This is a genomic window from Desulfoluna sp. HI9BLuna (genome assembly GCF_056829775.1).
The window spans coordinates 6138206-6163894 of the sequence record NZ_CP186555.1 but is presented as its reverse complement, the minus strand read 5'-3'; the positions used below and the strand labels follow the sequence as shown (position 1 = coordinate 6163894).

Sequence of the window (25689 nt, the reverse complement as noted above, 5' to 3'; positions counted from 1 at the left end):
TTCAGGCGTCGAAGATTTATTTGGGTACGTTCTCTATGGCAACGACAAAACCCTCCCTGTGGGACAATACCGCATCGACGTAGAGGTGGGCAAACGGTCAGAATCAGAGTCAAAGCGCTGGCACCGAGGAACAGCCGAATCCGGCCGATACACCATCATTGATTACGTCCGCTTTCCCATAAGGAGCCACTTTACGGAGATGGACGTGATCCTCTGTGACCCCGTTTCTGCCGAAGAGGCGCTGGTGACCCAGTTTCCGGACCAGTACATGCACCTTGTGAGGGACGCTGTTGATGAGGGGGCCGGAGGGAAAAAGGGGGATTCTAATAAAGTTCCCCCCGCAGGGTTCGACAGGTGTGCGGCCATGCTCAAACGGAAAAAAGAGATTGCTGGGCTTATCCATGGGGTGGCCTTTGCGGACTCTGGAACCAGCCTGACGTTTGCCTTGGGGAAAGCCCTGCAGGATGCCCTGAAGGATACAGATAAAGCCACAATTCCAGCCATGAACCTCGCCTTCAGCACCATGAAGACCTGGGAGAGCATGAAATCCTTTAAAGAGTGCGGCACCCGGGTGCTCTCGTATGCCAAGGGCGACCACAAAGTAGATACCGTGCGGAGCGCGCTCAAAAAGAGTTATTTGGGGAAGGGGTTTCTCACGACCGGGCAGGAGATAGAGCATTTTGATGCCACCGTGGCTTCGAAGATAAGCAAGAGGGTTTTTCGGTTTGACCTTCCCAAGGCGAGTCAGCATATTTTGACGCCCATCAATCGGCTGATGAAACCGGTTGAGATCGCGTCGAGCATCTCCAGTGCCATCGGAAGCCTTAAGGATTATTCATCCGCGTCCCACTCCCTTGAGGTGTCGGTGGATCAGTACCAGAACATAGTGCGGGATTATTTCAACAGGACCTTTTTTATCGATCAGGAAGAGGAGAAAGGCGGGGAGACGTTTTTTGCGGAAGAGTCCATGGAGCAGGTGTTTTACGACAGCGACCTGTTCGAGGTAACCGCCCAGTACAAGGGGCCGGTGGACACGGCGGTTGGGTATCTCCTTGCTCACCGGGACGACGTGTCGCGGGTTGTGTTCGTCAAGGGGTACACGGACTCCACGGCATCGGCGGCCCATAACCTGGAGCTTTCGTTCGGTCGGGCCTCCGGGGTGAAGCAGGCCATGGTTGAAGAACTCCGCAGCCGCAAAGACTCCGGTGAAAAGCTTCACCTGAATGCTCTCTCCGATCGCATCCTCACGTTGGGGTACGGAGAAAAATACGCGGGTCAGGACACAGGGGACGAAGCCAAGAAAGCGGCCAACAGGCGGTCTGATATCCATTTGGGTGTGGGGGCCTGGTCCCAGGGTGGATTCCGTGAGGGCATGGAGTATCTTGAAAAGCAGAGAAAACTCACCGTTGCCAACATGCTGGGTATGGATAACGCCCGGAAGAAGTCGCTGTTGGCCATTTTTGATGCGGCTTTGGGCGTTGCATCCGTTGTGCCGTTGACAGCAGCCCCGGCCCTTTTTCTTGCGGCGACCTTGGAACTGGGCAAGGCAGGGCTTCAACTTTACGACAACGCCTTTACCGTTGTGGACAACTGGATGTTTGACGGGTTGATGAACAGAATCAAAACCCTGGAAAAGGAACTTCAGTCGTTTACCAAGAACTCCCACGGAAATACCCTTCTCATCATTGATGAGAAGGTGGCGGACAACCAGAAGCTCTCCGCCGATGAGTTTGTGGAGAGCATCGATTTGATGGACACCAATTTTCGTATCCGTTCCGAAGCCGTTGCCGGGTTATTCAATCTCCTCTACAGGGCACAGCTGTCGGCCTGTGAAAAGTACTGGCGGGATACCGGTGAAAACCCGAAAGAGTCCCCCATTGAACGGGTTCAGCATGAACTTCGAAAGAACCGGGTTGCCGAATACATCGCCAATTTTATCTTAAACGACGGGTGGTCCTTTCCCCTGGAGCGCCATGAACGCTCATCCCTGGCCGAGTTCTGGCAGCTTGCCGTGAACACAAAAGGCGTTGAGCAGGACGAAAAAGGTGTGCTGTCCGTTAGTTATAGAAGTAGCTTCTTCCTTGATAAGGATTTTTTCTTTCTTGGTGAGGGGCTCACCATGGGGCATGTCAGCTCCCCTCCCGGGAATGACGGTACACCGGATGAGCAGGCGGAGGCCCTCTCTTTTAAGGGGAGTTACAGGGGCGGAACCCCTTATATAACCGCATCCTACCGGATTGCCCACGGGGTGCGCCGGCTGGACCATGTGGTGTCTGATTTCCAGAAAAATTTTCCGATACACACCATGGATTCAAAGGATGTCAAACGACTATCCGAGATGTTTGCGCCCACACGTGCCGGTGAATACGGTGAGGATATCTATGAATACATGAACATCTACACCCGGCGACGTGAACAGAAAAAAGATGAAGACTGGGTGCCCATGGCAACGCGGCGCCGTAGGAGTGTCTACACCAATTTGCACATGCCCGACGGATCTCCCATGGATGAGAAATATCATTTTGACGCCCTGAGCCCCTTTGATCAGGTGCGGGTGATCGTGGTGCTGAAAAAGGAGTATGCCTTAACCTGCACAGCCTCCATCCAGCTCCACAGGTGGGATGAGAACAGAGCAGGCATTAAGTTTAAAACCATCATGCGCCCCCTGACCAAGGCTGAGCTTATCACCGATGAGGAGAAAGCCTTTGAAGGTCGCATCGGATTTGTGTTTGAGCCGTTTTACCAACTGGCGTCCCAGACCGTCCGTGGCATCAAGCCCATGGCAGGGTTCTCAATGAATCTGATGCCCATGTTTCTGTACGAGGCCATGGGATCGCTTGCGAACGTTCCGTATTATCTGACGGTCATGGTCGCCCATGCACCGAGAAGCAGACGGGTGATCTGTTATCCGGAAAGCCATGATGAATTCAAGTCGATGATGGAAGAAGGCAGTAGCGACGACGGGTGCTTCCATTTGACCGTTGACCCTGACAGAGCGCATGTCATCGACCCCGCATGTCTCTCTGTTCTTGAGAAAAAGATGTATGGGGATGCCGGGTACAAAACAAACGGCGACGGGCATTACCTTGTGAAAGACGAAGACCTGTTCCTGGAAAAGGATTTTCTCAACTCTCTTACTTCTTCGGATGCGTATCCCACACTGATGGAAGACGATATCCATGCAACAATCCTTATCAAAGTTGGGGGCAGTGACTGGATGAACGGGCATATGCTTTTTCGCGACGATGGAAAGGGTGACACCAACCTCACATTGGATGATTTTACATGGGATCAGTCTGTGGAGTTCATGGTGATTGCTTCCTGTGAAAAGGTGACAGAGTCAGCCAAGGAAAACTATGAAAAGAGGGGCTTCGACTGGAAGTCCATCCCCGCAACCATTACCCTTTTTCAGGACAGTGCTTTCAATAATATCCAGGGCCCCACGTATCAAAGTATAGGGAATATGAAGTATTTAGGCGAGGCAACCATGCGGCGAAATGACATTGAGTTCACCAACGCCTACACGGGCAAGGAAAACAAAAACGCTTCCTTTAACGAGCTCATTTCCTGGTTTGAAACACCCTCCAAGCAGATACACGCCGGAGCGCTTATGGGCTCTTGGGTGACCCTCCGTAAAAAAGATAGCGTTGACCTGACAGTAACCAAAGAGGACTTTTGTTTTAACGAGACCAAGTACGGCGAAAAGAGGGATGTTTTTGCAGCCCGTTTTAAGATGCACTACACTTCACTCCATGGTGTGCATATCAATGGGATTCGTCCCTTCGGAAAGATGATAAAGCCCGGCAAGCACTATAAGTATTTTATGGAAGTAAGCACGCCGGACAAGTCCGGTCTTCAATGTAAGCGATGCAAGATTAATAACAGGGCTTGGATGACGTGCACATTCAAATTCCCTGCACCCAGCAACTACAATACCCCAGATGACAAGAAGGCCCCGTGGAACCGTGTCCCCAGCCCGGCCAAGCCCCTTTTGTATGAGCAGGAGCCGTTGACCGTGAAAGAGTGGATCACGGATTACAGCCAGGTGATCAAACCGGTGAGGCGGGCCGGATGCATGGAACCCATTGATCCGTCTTGATCGAAACCTGAGCATTGATCTGTTTTACCAGCTCATTTTGTATAACGCGTTCCGATCAGCGTCGATAACCCTGTTTGTAGCCTTTGATGGCGCAAAGGCAAGCCTCATCCATTGGGGTGGTGACGGCCTTGGCGCCGTGCCCATCGTCCCTCGCAGCAAAGATGGGCACGCTCCGTTTTGCCCATCCTACGGGCCGCCACCCGACGGCCGGTGGCGAGAACCCGAGACCATGTAGGATGGGCAAAGGCAAAGTCGCATCCATTCGGGTGGTGACACCTTTTGCGCCGTGCCCATCGAACGTGACGAATTTCCTGTTGAGATAAAAATAGATGCAATCTTGATGGTCTTTCCCACCTTTAACACCTCGCATTTATGCCACCTTACGACATCTCCGGTAATTTAAAATTAGAGAAATCGCCCTTGAAGGCCCGGCTTGTTTTGTATTAAGTTTATATGATGCATTCAAACGGTCGGGGACCCCGGCTCGGCTCGGGACCGGGTGAGGGAGGGACAGGTGCTTTTTTACGGGTAGGTATCGGTGGGGGCGTTATGTTTCATCAAGGGTTTTTAAAGGCAACGGCCGGGCTTGCCCTCTATCTGACATGGCTCAATGCCATATCCCTTGAAGGGGTGCTGCTGCCATCGTGGGCCGATTCTCTGCATGTGTACCACTTCCTGTCTGTGCACACAGTGGCCCTTTTTCTTTGCTCACGGGTCTCTTCTTCACTTTTGAATGCTGTGTCGCAGTACGCCTTTCTCCTGCTTGGGGTGCTCAGTGCCTCTCTTCTGGCGGTTACCTCCCACACCGCTATTCTGTTTATGGCCATGGGCATCGTCTCCGCACCCCTTGTGGTGGGGGTGATGAACACCTTGAGGGCCGCCCCGCAACCCCTGTTTGCATCAGCTTTTGCCTGCGTCGCAGGCAACCTGATCCCCTTGTCCGTCTACTGGCTTCCGGTGGCCTTACCCGTGAAACTCGGGGGCATGAGCGTGGTACTGTTTATCGCCGGGCTCTGGATACAGGGGACCATCTCATTTTCACATGTCCACTTTAAGCCCACGGCCCCGGCTCCAACCCTGTGGGCGCGTCCCTTTTTGGCTGTGTACCTGTTGTTCTCCGTTTTTTATGTCACCGGAGGACTCATGCACGGGTACCTCGCCCCAGCCCTTGCCGAGGCCGGGGATACGAGCCACCTCTATACCCTGGCCTACCTGGTAATGCTGCCTCTTACCGTTGTTATACTGAAAAAGTCCCATGACGCAGCCATCTACCTTGCCGTGATCCTGGGGATCGTGGCGTTTTCCATGGTGGCCTTCAACGCCCTTCTCCTGCTTCAGGTCGGGATGTTCGCAAGTTATGCATCCTTCGGGGTTTTTGATCTGCTGGTCATTGCCCTGGTTATTGCCCCGAGGCGGACTCTGGCCGAACAGTTCTGCATGATGGGGTCCATGTGCGGGGGGATTTTTCTGGGCAGCCTCATCGTGTCCCTTTTCAGCCCCTATCTCTCTATTCTTATGGTGGTGGCAAACGTGGTGCTGGTGCTCACCCTGGCCCTTTTTTCCCATCTGAAGATCCAGGTCCTGGTTCATCGTCACGGAAACGGCGCTGATGAAGAGCCTGCCTCTGTGCTGTCGGATCTCCTGCCCAAAGGGATATTAAAGCGCATCTCCGATAAGGAGAAGGCTGTGCTCTCCCATGTGGTGGCGGGCAAGACCTACAAAGAGGCCGCCGAGATTGAGGGCATCGCCGAATCCACTGTGAAAACCTACATGCAGCGCCTTTTCCAGAAGTTCGATTGCAAGAATCGCAAGGAACTTCTGGAAAAGGTCTATGCCTACGGAGCCTCTTCAGAAGAGAACTCCTGCGCCCCCAAATCTATGGATTTGTCCTGAATCCCATATGAAAACCGAAGTTGTGATCGGCATCGCCTTCCTTTTCATCCACCCAAAGGAAAATTCCTTCGTGGGGATATACCCCGAAAACCCCTTCTTCGCGCGTTGCGCCGCTCATTTTGTAAAAGACCCCGTCTTCGCATTGGATTGTTGCCCCGTTGATGAGGCTTCCTAATGTGAGTGCCCCGGTTGTATCGGTTTGCCTTCCAATCAACATCATATTGCGGTGTCCTGTAAAGCTATTGGCTCCCGTGTTGATGACAAAGCCCGGGGTGATGAAATCCGCCATGGTGTTGACATTGGTGTCCGTGAAATCCGGATAGGGTGCCGTGGGTTTTTTCACCAGCAAGGTGACCCCGGGGTCGTCCGGGGAGGCATGGGGCGCCACAAGGATGGTTCCCTCGCATGCCGGGAAGACGGTCAGGCCGTTGGGGCCGGAAAGGGTCCCGTCTGCGCCGTAGGCAAGGGTGGCTGGGGTGCCATCATCGTCGTAAGCGGCTTCTTTGTTGTTGGCGTCCCAGGTAAAATCAAGGTCCGTGGGCCAGCTGTCGGTCTCGAATTCCCCGGTGTTGTTGCGCGTGAAATACATCATAGCGTAGTCTCCGTCGATGGCGGGCGTTTCCGTGCTCTTTTTGATGAAAAAGACCATGCCCGAGTCCCCGTCATTCGGTGAAACATCGCTGAGGACCATGAGGGACTTGTCCGAGTTACAAGCCCCCTCTACACCGGCTTCACCATCAACTTTTAAGATGCCTGTGTCAGAAAGGGAATAGTCATAGACCGTGCTGCCAACATCTCCGTTGTTGGTCTGTGAGATGGCCAGGGTGACGTACCCGTCCGCAATAAACCGGGCCGAGCCCCAGTTGACCTCCGAGGTCTCGTCGGTGGTGGCTGTGTTGAAGTCCACCACATGGTAATCATGGCCGTATACTTTATCTGTCAGCTCAGGCATGTTGTTCATGTTTAAGGGCGTGGTCAACGTGGCTCCGTTGGTGTCCAGGGTTGCCTCCACAATCACCTGATCCGATGTTGACTTCAGGGTCAGGGTCCCGGACGCCCCGTCGATCTCAACCCGTACAGCGTCCAACAGAGCATCAATGCCACGGCTGTTGGCTTGGAATTCACCGCAGATAAGATCCATGTCCTTGGCGCCGTATGCCTCCAGAAGGGGGGCCATGACGGCCTTCAGTTCATTTTGTGCCTTGGTGATCTTCGCTGCCGTCACCGTTGACAGCTGGTTCATAATGGTTGCGGGGTCGGCCCCGCCCAGAAGCGCCGAGGTGATGGCCCCGGTCAACGGTGTGATGTTGATGCACCCGAAGTCCATGGAGACCGAATAGAACGTGTCTCCATTGCCGTCGGTTACCTCCACGGCAAAGGGAGGGGTGAGATCATTGCCGGTGATGCTGTATTTTCCATTCCCGTCGGTTTTGGCGGCCAGGCGTTTCCCGGTGCTGTCCACAAGGATCACATTTGCATTGGCCATGGCAGCCCCTTTGGCTGCCACACCGGTGATGGTGCTTGACGTCGCTGGCGTGCTGACCGGGTTGTCGCTGTCGCTGTCTCCGCAGGCCACGAGGGTAAGGGCCATCAACACCATCAGCAGCCTCTTCATCCAGTTTGTCTTCCCGTGAATCTTCATAAACGTACCTCTCCAGTTGTCGGGTTTGTCTGTGTGGCTCCATGACCTTTGGAGACACCCTCAGTCAGGGCGACGATCCTTCGCCCGTATCAGGCATGCCCCATCCGTGGGTAACCTATGGGATCAGATTTCACGTTTTTAAGAAGAGGGTAAAGTCGTCCCACTGTAAACCGACATGATTTTATGTCGTCCCTGATGTCGTCTTGTGTTTAAAATCAATGGGTTGAGCAGGGGTGTAATGAGTCGCCTAACGGCCTTTATGCTGGTGTGGAGAAAGGATGCAAACCTTGGTACCGACCCCATATATTGGGTTGAGAGAGACGTGAAAACCAATTTGATCATGGCTTTGGGAAGGTACGGCAATCCGCGCAACGATGGGCACGCTCCGCTTTGCCCATCCTACGGGGTGACATATGGCGACCAATGGCGATAAGCCGAGAGCATGTAGGATGGGCAAAGGCAAGCCCGCCGCCATTGAAGTGACGACACCCTCGGCGCCGTGCTCATCATGTGCACCGAAGATATCCATGCTGTGTGGGGAAATCAATTTCATGATGGCTTAGGGAATGTACGACAACCCGCGCAATGATGGGCACGCTGCGCTTTGCCCATCCTACGGGTTACACATGGCGACCAATGGCGATAAGTCGAGAATATGTAGGATGGGCAAAGGCAAGCCCGCCCCATTGGAGTGGCGAAACCCTTGGCACCGTGCCCATCGCGTGGAACGAAGGTCTCCATGCTGTGTGGGGAAACCAATTTCATGATGGCTTTGGGAAGGTACGGCAACCCGTGCACCGATGGGCACGCTGCGCTTTGCCCATCCTACGGGCTGACATATGGCGACCAATGGCGATAAGCCTAGAGCATGTAGGATGGGCAAAGGCAAGCCCACCCCATTGGAGTGGCGACGTCCTTGGTGCCGTGCCCATCACGTGTAACGAAGATATCCATGCTGTGTGGGGAACCCAATTTCATGATGGCTTTGGGAATGTATGGCAACCCGCGCAACGATGGGCACGCTCCGCTTTGCCCATCCTACGGGGTGACATATGGCGACCAATGGCGATAAGTCGAGAGCATGTAGGATGGGCAAAGGCAAGCCCGCTCCATAGGAGTGGTGACACCCTCGGCGCCGTGCCCATCACGTTCAACGAAGATATCCATGCTGTGTGGGGAAACCAATTTCATGATGGCTTTGGGAATGTACGGCAACCCGCGCAACGATGGGCACGCTCCGCTTTGCCCATCCTACGGGGTGACATATGGCGACCAATGGCGATAAGCCGAAATCATGTAGGATGGGCAAAGGCAAGCCCGCCCATTGGAGAGGCGACATCCTCGGCGCCGTGCCCATCACGTACAGCGATGAACCCCGCAAAGGAGCGAGGCCCACCGCCACAATGGAGCGCCGCACTCCCGTGCGGCTTTTTTATGTCTTGGACTTACTTTTTCTCTTTAAACCCCGGCCCATGGAAAACCCGAACCGGGTTGCCCCGCTCAAGGGTGGTGTGGCTTTCCCATTGGGCGTGCTGGGCGGCCATGCTTGCCTTATCGTTTCTTGCTTGAAGCAGCGCCTTCAGCCGGGCCAGGGCAAGCTTTTTGTTGAGATGCTGGGACCGCTCTTCCTGGGCCACGGCCACCAGCCGGGAGGGGAGGTGGGTGATGCGAATCGCCGTGTTGGATGTGTTGACGTGTTGCCCGCCGGGCCCCGAAGCCCTCATGGTGTCGATTCTCAGGTCTTTATCCCGGAAATCCGTCTCTTCAGGGGGCGTGACAGCGTAAATACCCACAAACCAGTTTTTCCGCTTGTGCCCGGGCCGGAAAGGGCTCTGCCCGATCCATTGAATGGTTCCGGCCCAGGAGGCGACAAACCCTTCAATGTCCGGGCCATTCAGAGAGAGAAGGGCCGACTTCAGGGTGCCGGGCCGTGGCCCCGCGATTGTTTCCAGGGTGACGACCTTGATTTGGCGCGCCCTGGCATCGCCGGAAAACCGTTTCATTACATGGTGGGCGGCGTAGCAGCACTCTGCCGGGCCTTTGCCTGCGGTGATCTGTATCCAGGTGCTCATGCCTGCACCTCCCGGGTCTTGTATGTGATGAGGGGCTTCAGGGTGGCCACAACGGTGATGAGGCCCGCCTCCAGCATGTCCTGTATGACCACGTCGATGTTTTTGTAGGCCTGGGGCGCTTCTTCGTAAAGCAGGGCTCTGTTCTTGCAGATCACCCGGCTACCCAGGGCCGTCTGCGTCAGTGCCTCCAGGGTGTACCTGTTTTGGAGGCGGCCTTTGCTTTCGCTTCGTTTCCATTTTCGGCCTGCGCCGTGGGCCAGGGAAAACCCGTGCATCTCGTTGGGAGCTGTGGGGAACACAAGGTAGCTCAGGCTGCCCCGGGAACCCGGGATCACCACCAATCCTTGATCGGACGGGGCTGCGCCTTTGCGGTGGAGCCAACCGGCTTGCCCCTGGATGGTCTGGGGTGTGAGGCTGTTGTGGCATATATCAAGGATGCGATCTCCCCGGGTGCCCAGGGCGGATAAGAACCGATGGGCAATGACGGCTCGATTGACGCGTGCCCAGGCGAGGGCGTGGTCGTGCTGCCGAAGGTAGGCCGCGGCTTCTTCTGACCTTTCTTCAAGGCCGTTGTTTTTGTGCACAGCTACATGCCGCCTCAGAATGGACTCCCCAAGGCCCCGCGAACCGCTGTGAACCAGCAGCATCAATGCGCCTTTGGACAGGCCTGCCTTATGGAAGAGTGCGTCGTCTTCAATGGTATTGACGGTCTGCAATTCGGCAAAATGGTTCCCGCCGCCAATGGTGCCCAGGGCCGGGTCCCATTCGTCTTGCGTCAGGGGCTCTTCATCAAGAAAAGGCGCGGGGTCTCCGTTCCACGGTGCATCCAGCCCGGTTAGTTTTTTAACCCAGCGATCCCGTTTGATTTTAGTGTGTTTCAGATCGGTCTGCCACAGCCCCATGCCGCATCCGATATCATTGCCGATGAGGAAGGGGTAGAGGGTGGTGAGGGTGAAAAAGGCCGCCCCCACAGGGGTTCCTTTTCCAGGGTGAAGGTCCGGCAGGCCAATGGCCAGTTTCATGCCGGGAAGTGTTGCGGTGGTGTTCAGCTGCTGAAGGGCAGCCCCTTCAATCCAGTTTTTTTCGGAGGCGATGACACGAATGATCGCCGATGTCTCTGATGTGCCCATGGGACTCCATAGTATTTTTTTGAACGCTTTGTTTCATTGGGTCGGTTTGCCGTATGGTGTTGACTCGATCTGCATGCATCGTCATAAGACCTCCTTTTTCGATAAAATCGATGTGAATGATTTGTGGATGAGTGGGGGCAACAGGGTAGCTGACCAGCGTTGTCTCCGGTTTTCTCCGATGGGCCTGCAACCCATGTGGGCGCGACATTACGTTATTATCACATGTTTTTCAACGAAATAGAGCGCGTTACCCCACGCATGATGCCCGTTTGTTGCCTCCCCCCGCTTTTCCTATCACCTATTTACCTATATTACCTGTGACCTGTCTTGTTCTCTTTCATCCGCCCCTGTTCTTCCCGATAAATCGCCACAATCCGGTCGATTTTTTCATACTGCCGCGCCAGAAGATCCTCGGCGATGGTTCGGATGCCCCATTTTTTGAAATCGATCTGCAGGCCGTTGCCGCCGGGGTCTTCGGCACCGTCCAGCTCGCTGAAAAAAACACCCACGGATGTCAGCAGGCGGTGGATATCTTTGATGGCATCGCAAAGTTCCGGGATCTCTTTCCCGGAGAACATGGGTGAGGTCATGACAGGCCTCCTTGGTGTATGGTGATTAAGCATGTTTGGGTAGGGTGCATTCTACGCTGTGACGCCCGGCTTAGACGAGCCAGGCTTCCCCCCGAGAATGCACGCAACCGTGGCCCCTTGCTCATTTCCTTCTTCTGGAAAGAGGAAATCAACGCATCGCGTGAGGAAAATGAGTGGATGTCCAGGCACGACATATCAATGCGTACCCATAGGCAAAGGGAGCGAACGAAAAGTGCCTCTTCGGTGAGGACAGGCGCAGGAGACCCGTGGAACGCCAATAGTGACGGGCCTGAAAGAGATCGTACAGAGATCCGAAGAGGCGCTTCCCCCTCCCGTTAATCAGGATCGCACGCCTTTAGCGGCCATCTGTTGCGACACACATGTGGTGTGAAAAGGTGCGGGTTACCGCGTGATGAGGAAAATACGACTTGAAAAGGGGGTGGGTGTGGTGTAAAAAAACGTGTAGCCATGACGACCTCCTGGAAAGGTTGTTTTGGTCAGGCCTGGCAGGATGTTAGCGCATCCTGTCGGGTCGCTCTTCATTGCGTCAATAACTAGTTATTACCGCCCACGATAGTTTCTTCCTTTCAAGATGTCAATGCTTTTTATCTGAAAAATCCCTATGTTGGTTTGATTTGAAGTAACAAAGCCCGGAAAACGCTCCCAGAAGGCCACCAGAGGCGTCCATGCAGGAACACGTAAACTGGGCAAAGGTAAGCCTGTGCCCATCGCGTGGGTCGATTGTTCTCATGGAGGATTGTGGTGTGTGGAGTCCGAATGTGTCATGGATTTGGTATGTTACGGGTTGAGCGTGCAACGATGGGCACGCTTCGCTTTGCCCATCCTACGTACGACGCACGGAGACCGACGGCGATAGCCCGAAAACACGTAGGATGAGCAAAGGCAAGCCCGAATCATTGGCGTGGTGACAGCCTTTGCGCCGTGCCCATCGCGAGTAACGAAGGTCTCCATGCTGTGTGGAATTCAATCACATGATGGCTTTTGGAAGGTGCGGGTACACGCGCAACGATGAGCACGCTTCGTACGGGGTGACATATGGTAACCAATGGCGGTAAGTCGAAAACACGTAGGATGGGCAAAGGCAAGTCCTACCCATTGGGATGGCGACACCCTTTGCGCCGTGCCCATCGAATGCAACGAAAGCTTCCACACAGGGATGAGATATGGATGGCATCACCACCCTGGAGTGCCGCACTCCCGTGCGGCTTTTTTTTTGTGTTTCCCCATTCCGCACGGAGTGAGGCGCTCTGAGGGTCGCGTCTGTTGGGAAAGGCGAAATTTTTCGAGGGGGCAGTCCTTGGCGAAACCTGTTTCTTGTTTGAAAAATTGAGTTTTCTGCATGTTTTGTGTAACGTTATATAAAATCATTTCTTGAAAAAACTGGGCAAATCTCAATCGCCTCCTCCATGCGAATGAGCATGTCTTTTTTCTGTAACAGGCATCTTTAAATAGCCGTAAAACCAGGGCTAAAGGCCAATGAGTCTATTCCATAGGCCATAAGCGCCGTTGGTGTGCGCGACATTTTTTCCGATTCTCTATAAGGGGCAACGCTCCGAGGAGGGTGCATGGGAATTTCTGCATTGAGGGCATTGGCTATCGTTGGCCTGTTTGGTGTGGCGTCGGTTTTTCTTGGGGGATGCAAATCAGGGGGAGAGCCCCAAGATCGGTTCCGTGCAGTGGATGAACTGAGTAAGTCCATTGAGGCGGAAATTTCTGAAGAGATAATTCTGGTCATTGATCATTCGCGATTGGCAGAGGAGGCGGGGGTTGAGATGCCTGCATCCCAAGTGACCTTCTACACCGATCCCGGTGTGAACACCCATCTGCTGAAAGAAAATCCCCTTGTGGGGGTGGACCTTCCGTTTCGGATTCTTGTGTACAGCGAGGAGATGCAGGGGAAGACAGCCAACGTGACGTATGCATCCGCCGACTTTCTGAGGAAAAGACATGGGCTTGATGCCTCGGTGAGTTTGGATGCGTATACCGAGGCCCTGACGAATCCCCTGAAACGCGGGTATCCGAGGTTGACGGAGAGGGCGTCACACCGGGGTATGGAATCGAATTTTTGTCCTCTCCCTTCGAATTTGAGGAGACCATTAAGCTGCTGCAACAAAACGTGATGGCCCAAGGGGATACCAAATGGTTCACCATCATTGACTACCAGGAGGACGCAAGGAGTCTGGGCGAAGAGTTGCCCCGGATGAAGCTCCTGCTTTTCGGCGGTCCTGCTCCGGGCGGGGCCGCCATGGCGAAATTTCCGAGGCTGGGCCTTGATGCTTTCTGCCAGAAGGTTTTGGTGTACGAAAATGGAAAAGGGGAGGTTCAGATAGCGTACAACAATATCGTCCGGTTTGCCGAGCTGCATTACGGTAAAAGCATCAAGCCCCATCACGTGATTAACGGGAGGCTCACGGAGACATTCAAAGGGGCGCTTGGGCAGATAGAATAGAGTAATAGACCCAACCTGAAAAAATTCGCGACAACGAGCCGCAGTGGATCGCCTAATCCAGTGCGGCTTTTTTTGTGCTATGAGTGGGCAATGGGCATTTTGTCAATTTGAACCAGTTTCCGATTACCCAATTTTTGACTACGCTTTCTGCCTGAGCAATGGTTTGGTGTGCTGCGTAGTGTTGTATGTTGTGCTATGAATTTTCAAGTGGTTATGCTGGGGGCTTCAGTCGCTGGTGTTGCGTGGATTGATTTCTATTGATAAGTCATTGATGTGATGCAGGGTGTATAGGCAAAGATGGGCACGCTCCGCATTGCCCATCCTACGGGTGACGCACGGCGATCGGTGGCGATCATTCGAGACGATGTAGGATGGGCAAAGGCAAGTCTTTGCCGTTAGGGTTGGGACGGTCTTGGTGCCGTGCCCATCGTGTGTGATGAAGATTATCATGTGGGTTACCCGAGCAAAGATGGGCCCGCTCCGCTTTGCCCATCCTACGGGTGACGCACGGCGACCGGTGGAGATAATTCGAGGGGATGTAGGATGGGCAATGGCAAGTCTTTGCCGTTGGGGTGGAGGCGGCTTTGGCGCCGTGCCCATCGTGTGTAGGGATTAAAGATGGTCACACGGCAACCGGTGGAGATATTTCGAGACAGAGCAAGAATGCGAGGATGCTATGAGATATCGAAGAGTATATCAACCTGGTGCACGGTATTTTTTTACGGTGGTCACAGAAAATCGGCGCCCTTTGCTTATTGAGCACATCGATCGGTTGCGCGAGGCCTTTCGGGTGTGTGTGAAACGGCACCCATTTGAGATTGAGGCGATCGTCGTGTTGCCGGATCATGTGCATACCCTGTGGCGGCTTCCGGACGGTGATATCAATTTTTCCATGCGATGGATGGTAATCAAACGCCATTTTTCAACGGGCTTGCCGATGGGTGTTGTCGGTTCTTCCAAAGCGAAAAAACGGGAGAGGGGCATTTGGCAAAGGCGGTTTTGGGAACATATGATTCGCGACGAAGAGGATTGGCGGCGCCATGTGGATTACATCCATTACAACCCGGTGAAGCACGGGTATGTTTCAAAGCCTGAGGATTGGGAATACGGTTCTTTTCATCAGGCGGTCCGCAAGGGGTGGTATGAGGCGGGCGTCGCGATTGATGAGGAGGTCCTGGTGTTGGATTTTGAGTAACATGTTTGGGGGGGAGGAAGATGGGCACGCTCCGCTTTGCCCATCCTACGTATGACACACTTCGATCGGTGGCGATAAATCGAGAAGATGTAGGATGGGCAAAGGCAAGTCTCTACCGTTGGGGTGGAGGCGGCTTTGGCGCCGTGCCCATCGCGTGTGTCGGAGGGTTCTTTTTGGTTGGAACATGTGGGGTAACCGAAGGAAAGATGGGCACGCTTCGCTTTGCCCATCCTACGTATGACGCACGGCGAGCTGTGGCGATAATTCGAGGGGGTGTAGGATGGGCAAAGGCAAGTCCGTGCCGTTGGGGTGGCGACGGTCTTGATGCCGTGCCCATCGGGTTCGTCGGAGGGGGCTTTTTGATTTGGAACATGTGGGTAACCGAAGCAAAGATGGGCACGCTTCGCTTTGCCCCCCTACGTATGACGTACGGCCACCGGTGGCGATGGTTCGCGGACTGCATGCCCCTTGCGCTGTCGGCCCTGTCTGTTTTATTGTGTTTCCGTCTTCTTTCTTTTCGATTTTGCTTCAGGGAGGTTGCCTGTGTCCAATCTGATTCCCATGGCCATTGCGTATGATTTTGACGGAACCCTGTCTCCGGGGAACATGCAGGAGTATGACTTTATTCCGAGGCTGAAGGTGGCGTCCCGGGATTTCTGGGCGGAGGTGGATGCGTATGCCCGGGAGCAGGATGCCGACCAGATCCTGGCGTACATGGGGCTGATGCTCAAAAAAGCCCGGCAGCATGAGGTGCCGGTGAGGCGGGAAGATTTTCATGCTTTCGGGGCGGGCATCGAGCTGTTTGATGGGGTGGAAGGGTGGTTTGATCGCATCAATACTTACGGGGCGGAGAAGGGGGTGAAGGTGTGCCACTACATTGTCTCGTCCGGACTGCGGGAGATGATCCGCGGGACGGTGATCGCGGAGTGCTTTGACGCCATTTTTGCCTCGGGGTTCATGTACGACCACCACGGCATCGCAAGCTGGCCGGCCCTGGCCGTGAATTACACCACCAAGACGCAATACCTTTTTCGCATCAACAAAGGGAGCCTGGATGTTTATGACAACTCCCTCATCAACAAACGCATGCCCCGGGAAGACCGGGTGGTTCCCTTTTCCAACATGATTTTTATCGGAGACGGGGAGACGGATATTCCGTGCATGCGGGTGGTGACAAGCATGGGAGGCAATGCCATTGCGGCCTATGCGCCGGGGAGCAACGGAGCAAAGAGTCGGGCCGCCGGACTGGTGGACGACGGGCGCGCCACCCTTATTGCCCCGGCAGATTACACGGACGGCAGCCCCATGGATCGGAGCGTCAAGGCCATGGTGGACAAGGTGGCGGAAAATGGGAATGTGAAAGCCGTGGGGATAAAACAGGCTGACGAATAGGACTTTGTGAGGAGCCTCCGGCAGGGGCGCCGGAGGCTTGAAAGGATCGGGTGGGCCCGTCAGGGCAGGTAGAGCAGCTCCCGGTTCAGGTCGTAGGTCCATTGAGCCCCGGCGTTTTTCCAACCGTTTACTGTGCGTTTGCCGTAGTCTTCATGGCCCGTCTCTTTGAGGGTGTCTCCTTCAAATCCATCCACAATGTTGTAGACCTGGGTATACCCCTCTTTGGCCAGGATATTGACGGCCATGGCGCTGCGCCCGCCGGACCGGCAAAGGACAAGAAGTCGTGTTTCCGGGGGGTAGACTTTTTTGACCTGCTCAACGAAATCGGGGTTGGCGGACATGGTGATACGCTCGCGAATGGGTTCCATGAGCATCACGGGAATGTTGCGGGCCATGGGGGGATGGCCGACGAGCATGTACTCTTCCTGGGTACGGACATCAAGGATTGTTGTGGCTTCGGGGTGTTTCTGCCACTCGGCCCAGGCGTCTGCGGCTGTGATGTAAAGGCCCAGGCTCGTCTGTTTCATCAGGGGAACCGAAGGCGGCTCGGCTAAAGCCCCTCCGGCTGGGATCACCGTCAAAAGAACGAAGGTGATGACATACATGAGTCGTTGGCGCATGGGAACTCCTGTTGCTGTAATCAAGCGAGGCACAGGGCCCTTGGCCCCGTGCCTTTTTATTCCATGGGTTGTTTTTCTTTTAAAACGACTCATTGTGGGGGATCGCTGCGTTGGTGTCAAGACGATATTTCCGACCATTTTGATATGAAATGCGGCGTCGTCCACAGCACAACTCTGCTGGTTCGTCTCTGCTATTTGTCAGCGTACGACGTCGCCAGCTCCTCCATCCACTTGCGAGACATTTCTTTTTCAAAACCGGGCCACACGTTTTCACGGACGTAGTCGGCCATGGCGCGGAGCTCATGCCTTGAAAATTCATTGACCGTGATGCCGGCCTCCGTCATTTTTTTTCGGTAGGAGACCTCCTCCTGCTCGGCAATCTCAAAGCTCTTGAGGCTTTCGGCTGCAAAGGCTTCGGCCACCACCTTCCTGTCTGCCTGGCTGAAGGAACGGAAGATCTTGGTGTTCATGATGTACTGGGAGTTCACAACGTTCGAGTTCAGCTGGTAATAGGTGGTGATGGCATCACGGAATCCCGTGTAGGTGAGGCGGGGAGGGCCGCCGACCCATCCATCCACCACGCCGGCCTTAAGGGCTGCAAGGACATCCGTGTAGGGCAGGGCAGTGGTTCGAAACCCCAGGGCCTCCATGCCTGTTTTGACCGTGGAAGAGTCGGAGATACTGACAACAACCCCCTTGTCTGTGCCCAGGGAACGCAGGTTCTTGGCCTCTCCGGTTGTTCCTGCCCCCATGAACCCTTCAATGTAATAGCCGAAGAGGGTGACGTTTTTTTTGTCGAGGAGCTTCCCGACCTGGGTGGGGATAAAGGCGTCCGGGGCAAAGACGTTTTTGAGGTCCCCGTAGCCCCGCGCGATATAGGGCAGGTCTCCGGTGCCCAGCCTGGGATCGTCCTGGGCGGGAATCCAGATATGTGCAGCGTCGATGGAGCCGTTTTGGACGCCTTTGAACACCTGCCCCGGGTCACCCAGCTGGCTGTCCGGAAAGACGGTAATGTTCACCCTGCCTTCGGTCCCTTTTTCTACAGCCTCTTCAATACGCAGGGCAGCCGCGTGGGCCGGATGGTCTTCAGGGTACTGGGTGGCCATGCGAAGGGTCACGGGTTTGGTGTCCTCGGGTGTGTCGGAACTCTCTTTGCCGCATCCCGCAGCAAGTCCCAGGGCCAGGAGGACCGCTGCCGCCGTGGTGAAAAATCTGTTCATGGAAAGGTGCTCCTTTACGGGGGTTCATCCATAAAACAAACGGGTTTACCGCCATGGCCAAGCAGGACTCATGGGGTCGACAGAGGGGACGATCGCTTGATAACCGGGCTGTTCCGGATCGGATGGAGGCGCTCGGATGTGATGGATCCGGAGAGAAGAAAGCTTATTTTATCCGGTTTGCGGTGGCAAAATCAACACCGTACCGAAGGAGGTCATGCCGGGGGATGGCTCGCGGTGTGTCTGCGCAGGCTGGGCGTGCAGGCTCGGGCACGAAATAAAAAAGCCCCCTCACTGTAAAGCGAGGGGGCTTTCAATATGCTGAAAAGGCCATCAGGCCTTAATCAAGCTACTGCACGGTTACGTTGACAGCAGCGGGACCTTTCTGGCCCTGCTCGATGTCGAAAGTAACACGGTCGCCTTCATTGAGAGTTCTGAAGCCGCTGGAGTTAATTCCAGAGTGATGTACGAATACATCGGGGCCGTTTTCCTGCTCAATAAAACCAAAACCTTTAGATTCGTTAAACCATTTTACGATTCCATTAGCCATCGTGACGTTTCCTTACTTGGTATGTGTTAATTTTTGTTCGATACTTCAGGGTCTGCCACTTCTTGAAATGGATCTTACCTTAAGATAACGAAACACTAAAGCCTCCGGTGAGGCACTGGAAACGTATAGTCTATGAAAACGTTCGATTGGTCAAGACTTTTTTTAGTTTTTTTAAACAATTGGCATTTTCAGGGGACAAATGGGTTGAAAATAAAAGGCCGTGAGCCCCGGGCCGAAACGGCGGAATTGCTTGATTCTGTAAGTGTTTTTCGCAGAAGGACCGTATCGGTTGCCGCGGTGTTTCAACCCTGTTGATTTCTGGGGGGCTGTGCCCTGCTGGAAACCGGCTGCCCGTGGGGGCCTCAGGCTTTTAAGCGCTTTTGGCCCTTTGCAGGAACTTCTTGAATTGTCGTAAACGGCGGTGATAATCTACCTGTGTTCGCTTTGCAATAACATTAATAACGCAACAATAACGCACGAACAGGAGGATGACGTGAAAACCAACGTATCAGTATTTCTGTGTGCCGTTGCCCTTGGGGCTCTTATGGTTTGTTCAGCGCCCCTTTATGTTATGGCCGATGACGGGAAAAACGCAGCCGTTTCCGAGATGGAGTCCGGGTTTGAGCTGGGCAGCGGAAAGGTCATCACGGCGGAGGTCGTGGGAATCGACTACGCTGATCGTGTGCTCATGCTTTCCGGACCGGATGGCGACGTGGTGCACTATGAGGTGAGTGAGGACGCACGGAATTTCGATCAGATAGATATCGGCGACCGGGTCCGGGTGGAATATTACGGATCGGTGGCCCTGTACCTGGGGGACCACGGGATGAAGCCCGCCACCCGCAGTGGGAGCGTTACCGGCAGGGCGGCCAAAGGGGAAAAGCCTGCAGGGATCCTGGTGGAGACCGTGGACGTCTCTGCCGAGATCGTGGCCATCGACAGGGAAAACCGAAGCGTGACCCTGAAGTTGCCGGACGGCAATGTCATTACCACCCGGGTCGATACCTCGGTGGAAACCTTTGACACGCTAAAGGTGGGCCTCTCCATCCATGCGCGATATACCGAGGCCATTGCTGTGTCCGTGGAAAAATCCTGACGTGGCACAGCCTTTTTGGCATGGTGATGTTACCGATTCGACACATATTGGCGCCCTTTGACCCCATCCTTTGATTCGCCCATGTATTCAGACTGTTGTCAGGAAGCCCCGGCTGGGGTGTGGCGGAATAACCCCAGCCATTGCGATGAACGTGTGTCTTGCAGGGAAATAGCGTTTAGAATAAAAGCGTTCGTTAATTCAGATGGTTAATAAATTACCCCGATGGTTGGCATAACTCCTGAAATGTCGAGTAGTTGTTGGTATTCAATTTCCATAACGAAAGATAAGGGGTACTTATGATCATCGATTTTACGAAGGATGAGTATAAAGCGAAACTGGTATCAGCTGATGAGGCCGTCAAGGTCGTAAACAGCGGAGACTGGATAGAGTATGCCTTCGGGGTGAACGCTCCCAACGAACTGGACGCCGCCCTTGCCAGGCGAAAGGATGAGCTGGCAGGGGTCAACATTCGATGCGACATCGGTGCCATGCCCCACCATACGAACGATGCCGACCCCACGGGTGACCATTTTTACTGGAACAGCTGGCATTGCGGCGGCCTGGACCGCAAGTACTACAAAAAAGGCCTGCTCTCCTACGTGCCCATGAAGTTCCATGAAAAGCCCTTTATGGTCCGTAACAACTGCACCAGCGCCAAGGTGTGCATGTTTACGGCCAGCCCCATGGACCGTCACGGGTACTTCAGCTTTGGTTCCGGTGCCCCCGCCACCATGGCTGCCATCGAGATGGCGGACTACGTCCTCGTGGAGGTCAACGAAAATTGCCCCAGGGTCCTCGGCGGCAACCAGGAGTGTGTTCACCTTTCCCAGGTGACCCATGTGGTGGAGAGCTCAAACCCTGCCCTTCCGACCCTGCCCGCAGCCAGCCCGTCTCCGGAGGAGCAGAAGATCGCCTCCTACATCATCGAAAAGCTCTACGACGGCTGCTGCCTCCAGCTTGGCATCGGGGGCATCCCCAACGCCGTGGGGGCCATGGTGGCCAAATCCGACCTCAAGGACCTGGGCGTGCACACCGAAATGTACGTGGACGCATATCTGGAGATGACCAAAGCCGGGAAGATCACCGGTCGGTATAAAAACATCGACAAGTACAAGCAGGTCTTCTCCTTTGCCATGGGGACCCAGGATCTCTACGATTTCATCGACGACAACCCCGGGGTCATCTCCTACTCCGTGGATTACACCAACAGCCCGGTGGTGGTGGCCAAAATCGACGACTTTGTCTCCATCAACGCCTGCATTGAAGTGGATGTCTTCGGCCAGGTCTGCTCCGAGAGCGTCGGCACGAAACACATCAGCGGCACCGGTGGCCAGCTCGACTTTGTGGAAGGGGCCTACAAATCCAAAAACGGCCAGAGCTTCATCTGCATGACCTCCACCTTCAACACCCCCAACGGGCCGGTGTCCCGCATCAAGCCCACCCTGACCCCCGGGGCCATCGTTACCTCCCCGCGTACCGCCACCCATATGATCGTAACAGAGTACGGCATTGCCCAGATGAAAGGCAAAAGCACCTGGGAACGTGCCGAAGCCCTTATCTCCATCGCACACCCCGATTTCCGCGAGGCGTTGATCAAAGACGCCGAAGCCATGGGGATCTGGAGGGGCTCCAACAAAAAAGGGGCCACCAAAGTCGCCTGATAAATGCGGCGACTAATTCAATGATGTAAGGTCTTGCTTCGGAACAGGTTGAACGAGGCGGGTTCGGGCGGAAGGGATGGGTTCATCTCTTCCGCCTTTTTTGATCAAGAGGCGATGGGATACTGACCCAACTCAACGGCAGATTCCAGCATGGCGATGACGTTTTCAGGGGGCACGTCGGACTGCATGTTATGGACGGAGCCCAGGATGTAGCCGCCGCCGGGGGCCAGGTCGCCGATGCGTTTAGCCACTTCGTTGCGGACGTCCTGTACGCTGCCGTTGGGGAGGACGTCAAAGGTGTCGATACCGCCCCAGAAGGAGAGTTGCTTGCCGTAGCGTTTTTTAAGGTTGTCCGTCTCCATGCCCGTGGCAGAAACCTGGATAGGGTTGAGGATGTCTACCCCCACCTCAATGAGGTCGTCCAGAAGGGTGGCGACCGCCCCGCAGCTGTGGAAGTAGAGCTTGGCCTTGGTCATGCCCTTGATGTAGCCAAAGAGTTCGGCCTGGTAGGGCTTGATGAACTCACGGTACATGGGCAGGGACATGAAGGGGGCGTTTTGCATGGCCAGGTCGTCGGCGCATTGAAATACGTCGATAAACTCACCGGCCTCTTCAAGGAAAAGGCGGGCGTTTTCCTTTCTCACATCACAGACCTTGCGCATCAGGGCGTGGGCAAAATCCTTGCGGCTCATCATGTCCATGAAAAATTCGGGCATGCCCCGCAGGTACCAGCTCTGGTCAAAGAGGTTCCCTGCGTTGCCCATGCAGCCCACCACCGCATATTCCCCTTCGTCGTGGAGCTTTTTGGCCTCTTCCCGGACCCCACTGAAATCAAAATCTTTGGTGGTGTCGGGCCAGGGGTAGGCTTCCAGGGCATCCAGGGTGGGGTTGTTCAGGTTGTATTCGTAGATGGTGGCGTACTCACCGTCCACTTTTCGCTTTACGCCCCACTGATCCGTAAAGATCTCACAGCCATCTTCAGCGAATTCTCTGGGTTTGTTATTTCCCAGCACCGCGATGTTGCGGGGCCGTACCTGGCGGAAATCCGCACCGAATTTTTGCAGGAAATACTCATCGACGTAGGCGGTCTGCCACACCTTGGACATGACCTGGGTGGGGATCTCTTCTTTTCCGAGCTTTTTTTTAAACGCCTCATATCCGCTGAGCATCAAGGTGGTGTTGCGGCCCCCCAGGTCAATGGGGACCCGGTCCGGCTCTTCGTGGTTCAGGGCGGTGAGTGCGCGTTCTTTATGGTTCATGTCCAGCTCCTTTGTCCCATTACGTGGGATCGTATGCGTGAAGAGTTAACCCGTGGTGCTAACGAGGGTGGCACACGCTCCGTATTGTGTCAATGTAATATGGGAATGGTTTAGCTTGTTGCCATATTGTGAAAAAAGTGAGGCGTGCGGGTTAACAATGCAAAGATGGGCACGCTTCGCTTTGCCCATCCTACGTGTGACGCATGGCGATCGGAGCCGTTCTTCCGAGCCATGTAGGATGGGCAAAGGCAAAGCCGTATTCGTTGGGGTGGAGACGGCTTTGGCGCCGTGCCCAGCGGGTGTGGCGAGGGTTTCCTTCATGGGGTTGGGACGTGCGGGTTAACGATGCAAAGATGGGCACGCTTCGCTTTGCCCTTCCTACGTGTGACGCATGGCGATCGGAGGCGTTCTCCCGAGTCCTGTAGGATGGGCAAAGGCATAACCGTATTCGTTGGGGTGGAGACGGCTTTGGCGCCGTGCCCATCGGGTGTGGCGAGGGTTTCCTTCATGGGGTTGGGGCGTGAGGGTTAACGATGCAAAGATGGGCACGCTTCGCTTTGCCCATCCTACGTGAGACGCATGGCGACCGGAGCCGTTCTCCCGAGTCCTGTAGGATGGGCAAAGGCATAACCGTATTCGTTGGGGTGGAGACGGCTTTGGTGCCGTGCCCATCGCGTATAGCGAGGGCCTCCTTCATGGGGTTGGGAAGGTGAGGGGGGACCGGCGCAAAGATGGGCACGCTTCGCTTTGCCCATCCTACGTGTGACGGATGGCGACCGGAGCCGTTCTCCCGAGCCCTGTAGGATGGGCAAAGGCATAACCGTATTCGTTGGGGTGGAGACGGCTTTGGCGCCGTGCCCATCGCGTATGGCGAAGGTCTCCTTTATGGGGTTGGGAAGGTGGGTTAACGGTGCAAAGATGGGCACGCTCCGCTTTGCCCATCCTACGTGTGACGGATGGCGACCGGAGCCGTTGGCTCGAGTCCTGTAGGATGGGCAAAGGCATAACCGTATTCGTTGGGGTGGAGACGGCTTTGGCGCCGTGCCCATCGGGTGTGGCGAAGGTTTCCTTCATGGGGTAGGGGCGTGCGGGTTAACGAGGCAAAGATGGGCACGCTTCGCTTTGCCCATCCTACGTGTGACGCATGGCGATGGGAGCCACTCTCCCGAGTCCTGTAGGATGGGCAAAGGCAACCGTATTCGTTGGAGTGGAGACTGCCGTGGCGCCGTGCCCATCGCGTGTGATGAAGGATTTGATAGTGGGATGTCGTGTGTGGGGATTAAACACGTGATGGGGTAGGGATGCCTCCCATCCGGCCCGCCCCGTCTGATGTGGGAGCGTACGGTGCGGGCTGGTGGGAAGGAGTCGGGATGTTCCGGCCTTGGCGTTGGTGCGGAAGGGCCCTTGGGCCCGACCCCGGCGGCGCTGATGGAGGGACAGCACCGCCGGAAGGCCTGGGAGAGGGACGCAAGGGTGAAAGGTGCCGACCGAAAACAATCCCTATTTGTCTCTGTAGATCTCCTCGAATTCGTACCAGAGAGTGTCTCGGAATTCGGGGGCAGAGATGTCGATGAGGGCTTTGGCCCTCTGTTCCAGGGTTTTCCCTGTCAGGTGGGCGAGGCCGTGCTCGGTGACGATGTAGTCCACATCGTTCCTGGGCGTGGTGACGGCCTGGCCCGGAGCCAGGGTGCTGACGATTCGTGACATGGTGCCTTTTTTTGCCGTGGCAGGCATGGCGATGATGCTTCGGCCGTTTTTCGAGCGCTTGGCGCCGCGGACAAAGTCCACCTGGCCGCCCGGCCCGGAAAACTGTCGGGCCCCCATGCTGTCCGCCGCCACCTGACCGAGAAGGTCCACGGCGATGGCGGAGTTGATGGAGACCATGTTGTCGTTCTGGGAGACGATAAAGGGGTCGTTGACGTAATCCACCGGGTGCATCTCCACCATGGAGTTGTGGTCCAGCCACTGGTAGAAGGACTGGCTGCCCATGGCAAAGGTGATGATGATTTTTCCCGGGTGGAGCTGCTTGCGGCGGCAGTTGATGACCCCTTTTTCAACAAGGTTCATGACCCCGTCGGAGATCATCTCCGAGTGGACGCTTAAGTCTTTCTTTTCGTCCAGGAAGGTGAGGACCGCATCGGGAATGGCGCCGATACCGAGCTGCAGGCAGTCGCCGTCTTCAATGAGGCTTGCCACATGGGAGCCGATGGCTTTTTCCAACTCGCCAATGCGGGGCAGGGGAAGCTCAATCATCTGGCGATCGCTTTTTACGAAAAAGTCGATGTCCGAGGCGTGGACGTACGCGTTGCCCCCGATGGTGGGCATGTGGGGAGAGACCTCCGCGATGACAATTTTCGCGGATTTGGCCGCCTCCAGGGTGTAATCCACGGAGATGCCCAGGCTCATGTTGCCCATCTTGTCCGGCTCCGAGACCGTGATCAGGGCCACGTCCACGGGCAGGTGCCCGTTTCGGAACAACAGGGGGATTTCGCTGAAGTAGCAGGCTGTAAAATCGGCCCGGCCTTCGGCAATGGCCTTGCGGGACCCGCCCCCTGCGAAAATGGAGTTGTGCCTGAAGTTCTTCTCATATTCCGGCAGGCAGTACGCGCTCTTGCCCATGGAGACCATGTGGACGATCTCCACGTCTTCAAGCTCATCGGCCCGGTCCACCAGGGCATCCAAAATGGGCTCGGGGGAGCCGCAGGCGTGGCCTGCCACCACCCGGTTGCCCGATTCGATTTTCTGTGCGGCCTCCTCAAGGGTGATCTGTCGGTTTTCGTAATGTGCGTTCCAGTTCATGTGC

The 25689-nt window shown here is 55.2% G+C and carries 17 protein-coding genes; 8 read left to right on the top strand and 9 right to left on the bottom strand.

The window, feature by feature from the left end:
• The first annotated feature begins 58 nt into the window (after window positions 1–58).
• On the top strand, window positions 59–4099 hold the full coding sequence (locus ACOYW0_RS25040) for an OmpA family protein (RefSeq protein ID WP_482416427.1): 4041 nt from the start codon (window positions 59–61) through the stop codon (window positions 4097–4099).
• A gap of 549 nt (window positions 4100–4648) precedes the next feature.
• On the top strand, window positions 4649–5992 hold the full coding sequence (locus tag ACOYW0_RS25035) for a response regulator transcription factor (protein WP_482416426.1): 1344 nt from the start codon (window positions 4649–4651) through the stop codon (window positions 5990–5992).
• Here the strand turns inward: ACOYW0_RS25035 and ACOYW0_RS25030 are convergent.
• From ACOYW0_RS25030 to ACOYW0_RS25015, 4 genes are all read right to left on the bottom strand, one after another.
• Window positions 5976–7634 (bottom strand): hypothetical protein, encoded by a 1659-nt coding sequence (locus ACOYW0_RS25030; RefSeq protein ID WP_482416425.1) that lies wholly within the window; start codon window positions 7632–7634, stop codon window positions 5976–5978. The genes ACOYW0_RS25035 and ACOYW0_RS25030 overlap by 17 nt on opposite strands.
• Window positions 7635–9079: 1445 nt before the next feature.
• Complete coding sequence (prfH, locus tag ACOYW0_RS25025; protein WP_482416424.1) at window positions 9080–9706, bottom strand: peptide chain release factor H; 627 nt, start codon at window positions 9704–9706, stop codon at window positions 9080–9082.
• The gene (locus tag ACOYW0_RS25020) at window positions 9703–10836 is read right to left on the bottom strand and encodes an RNA ligase RtcB family protein (protein ID WP_482416423.1); all 1134 of its coding nucleotides are present in this window, start codon (window positions 10834–10836) and stop codon (window positions 9703–9705) included. Before ACOYW0_RS25020 ends, prfH begins: the two co-directional genes overlap by 4 nt.
• A gap of 311 nt (window positions 10837–11147) precedes the next feature.
• Window positions 11148–11426 (bottom strand): hypothetical protein, encoded by a 279-nt coding sequence (locus ACOYW0_RS25015; protein ID WP_482416422.1) that lies wholly within the window; start codon window positions 11424–11426, stop codon window positions 11148–11150.
• 1586 nt (window positions 11427–13012) lie between these two features.
• Between ACOYW0_RS25015 and ACOYW0_RS25010 the strand changes: the two genes are divergently transcribed.
• The 4 genes from ACOYW0_RS25010 to ACOYW0_RS24995 all read left to right on the top strand — a co-directional run bounded on the left by ACOYW0_RS25010 (window position 13013) and on the right by ACOYW0_RS24995 (window position 16483).
• Window positions 13013–13567 carry a DUF302 domain-containing protein gene (locus tag ACOYW0_RS25010; RefSeq protein ID WP_482416421.1) on the top strand — a complete coding sequence of 185 codons (555 nt, stop codon included), beginning with the start codon at window positions 13013–13015 and terminating at the stop codon, window positions 13565–13567.
• Window positions 13567–13896: a DUF302 domain-containing protein gene (locus ACOYW0_RS25005; RefSeq protein WP_482416420.1), complete on the top strand. Its 330-nt coding sequence runs from the start codon at window positions 13567–13569 to the stop codon at window positions 13894–13896. The genes ACOYW0_RS25010 and ACOYW0_RS25005 overlap by 1 nt, the downstream gene beginning before the upstream one ends.
• A gap of 676 nt (window positions 13897–14572) precedes the next feature.
• Window positions 14573–15091, top strand: coding sequence for an REP-associated tyrosine transposase (locus ACOYW0_RS25000; protein WP_482416419.1), 519 nt, complete (start codon window positions 14573–14575; stop codon window positions 15089–15091).
• Window positions 15092–15634: 543 nt separating this feature from the next.
• Window positions 15635–16483, top strand: a complete 849-nt coding sequence (locus ACOYW0_RS24995; RefSeq protein ID WP_482416418.1) for an HAD family hydrolase — start codon at window positions 15635–15637, stop codon at window positions 16481–16483.
• A 59-nt stretch (window positions 16484–16542) separates the two neighbouring features.
• Here ACOYW0_RS24995 and ACOYW0_RS24990 read toward each other — a convergent pair whose 3' ends face one another.
• From ACOYW0_RS24990 to ACOYW0_RS24980, 3 genes are all read right to left on the bottom strand, one after another.
• Window positions 16543–17103: a rhodanese-like domain-containing protein gene (locus ACOYW0_RS24990; protein WP_482416417.1), complete on the bottom strand. Its 561-nt coding sequence runs from the start codon at window positions 17101–17103 to the stop codon at window positions 16543–16545.
• 191 nt (window positions 17104–17294) lie between these two features.
• On the bottom strand, window positions 17295–18323 hold the full coding sequence (gene dctP / locus ACOYW0_RS24985; protein ID WP_482416416.1) for a TRAP transporter substrate-binding protein DctP: 1029 nt from the start codon (window positions 18321–18323) through the stop codon (window positions 17295–17297).
• Between the two features lie 346 nt (window positions 18324–18669).
• Window positions 18670–18870 carry a cold-shock protein gene (locus tag ACOYW0_RS24980; protein ID WP_180145060.1) on the bottom strand — a complete coding sequence of 67 codons (201 nt, stop codon included), beginning with the start codon at window positions 18868–18870 and terminating at the stop codon, window positions 18670–18672.
• A gap of 493 nt (window positions 18871–19363) precedes the next feature.
• Between ACOYW0_RS24980 and ACOYW0_RS24975 the strand changes: the two genes are divergently transcribed.
• On the top strand, window positions 19364–19966 hold the full coding sequence (locus ACOYW0_RS24975) for a hypothetical protein (protein WP_482416415.1): 603 nt from the start codon (window positions 19364–19366) through the stop codon (window positions 19964–19966).
• Between the two features lie 296 nt (window positions 19967–20262).
• A complete protein-coding gene (locus tag ACOYW0_RS24970) occupies window positions 20263–21627 on the top strand; it encodes an acetyl-CoA hydrolase/transferase family protein (RefSeq protein WP_482416414.1) in 1365 nt (454 codons plus the stop codon).
• 104 nt (window positions 21628–21731) lie between these two features.
• On the opposite strand, the gene ACOYW0_RS24965 is transcribed toward ACOYW0_RS24970, so the two are convergent.
• Window positions 21732–22886: a uroporphyrinogen decarboxylase family protein gene (locus ACOYW0_RS24965; protein WP_482416413.1), complete on the bottom strand. Its 1155-nt coding sequence runs from the start codon at window positions 22884–22886 to the stop codon at window positions 21732–21734.
• 1500 nt (window positions 22887–24386) lie between these two features.
• Complete coding sequence (locus tag ACOYW0_RS24960; protein ID WP_482416412.1) at window positions 24387–25685, bottom strand: acetyl-CoA hydrolase/transferase family protein; 1299 nt, start codon at window positions 25683–25685, stop codon at window positions 24387–24389.
• Between the last annotated feature and the right edge of the window lie 4 nt (window positions 25686–25689).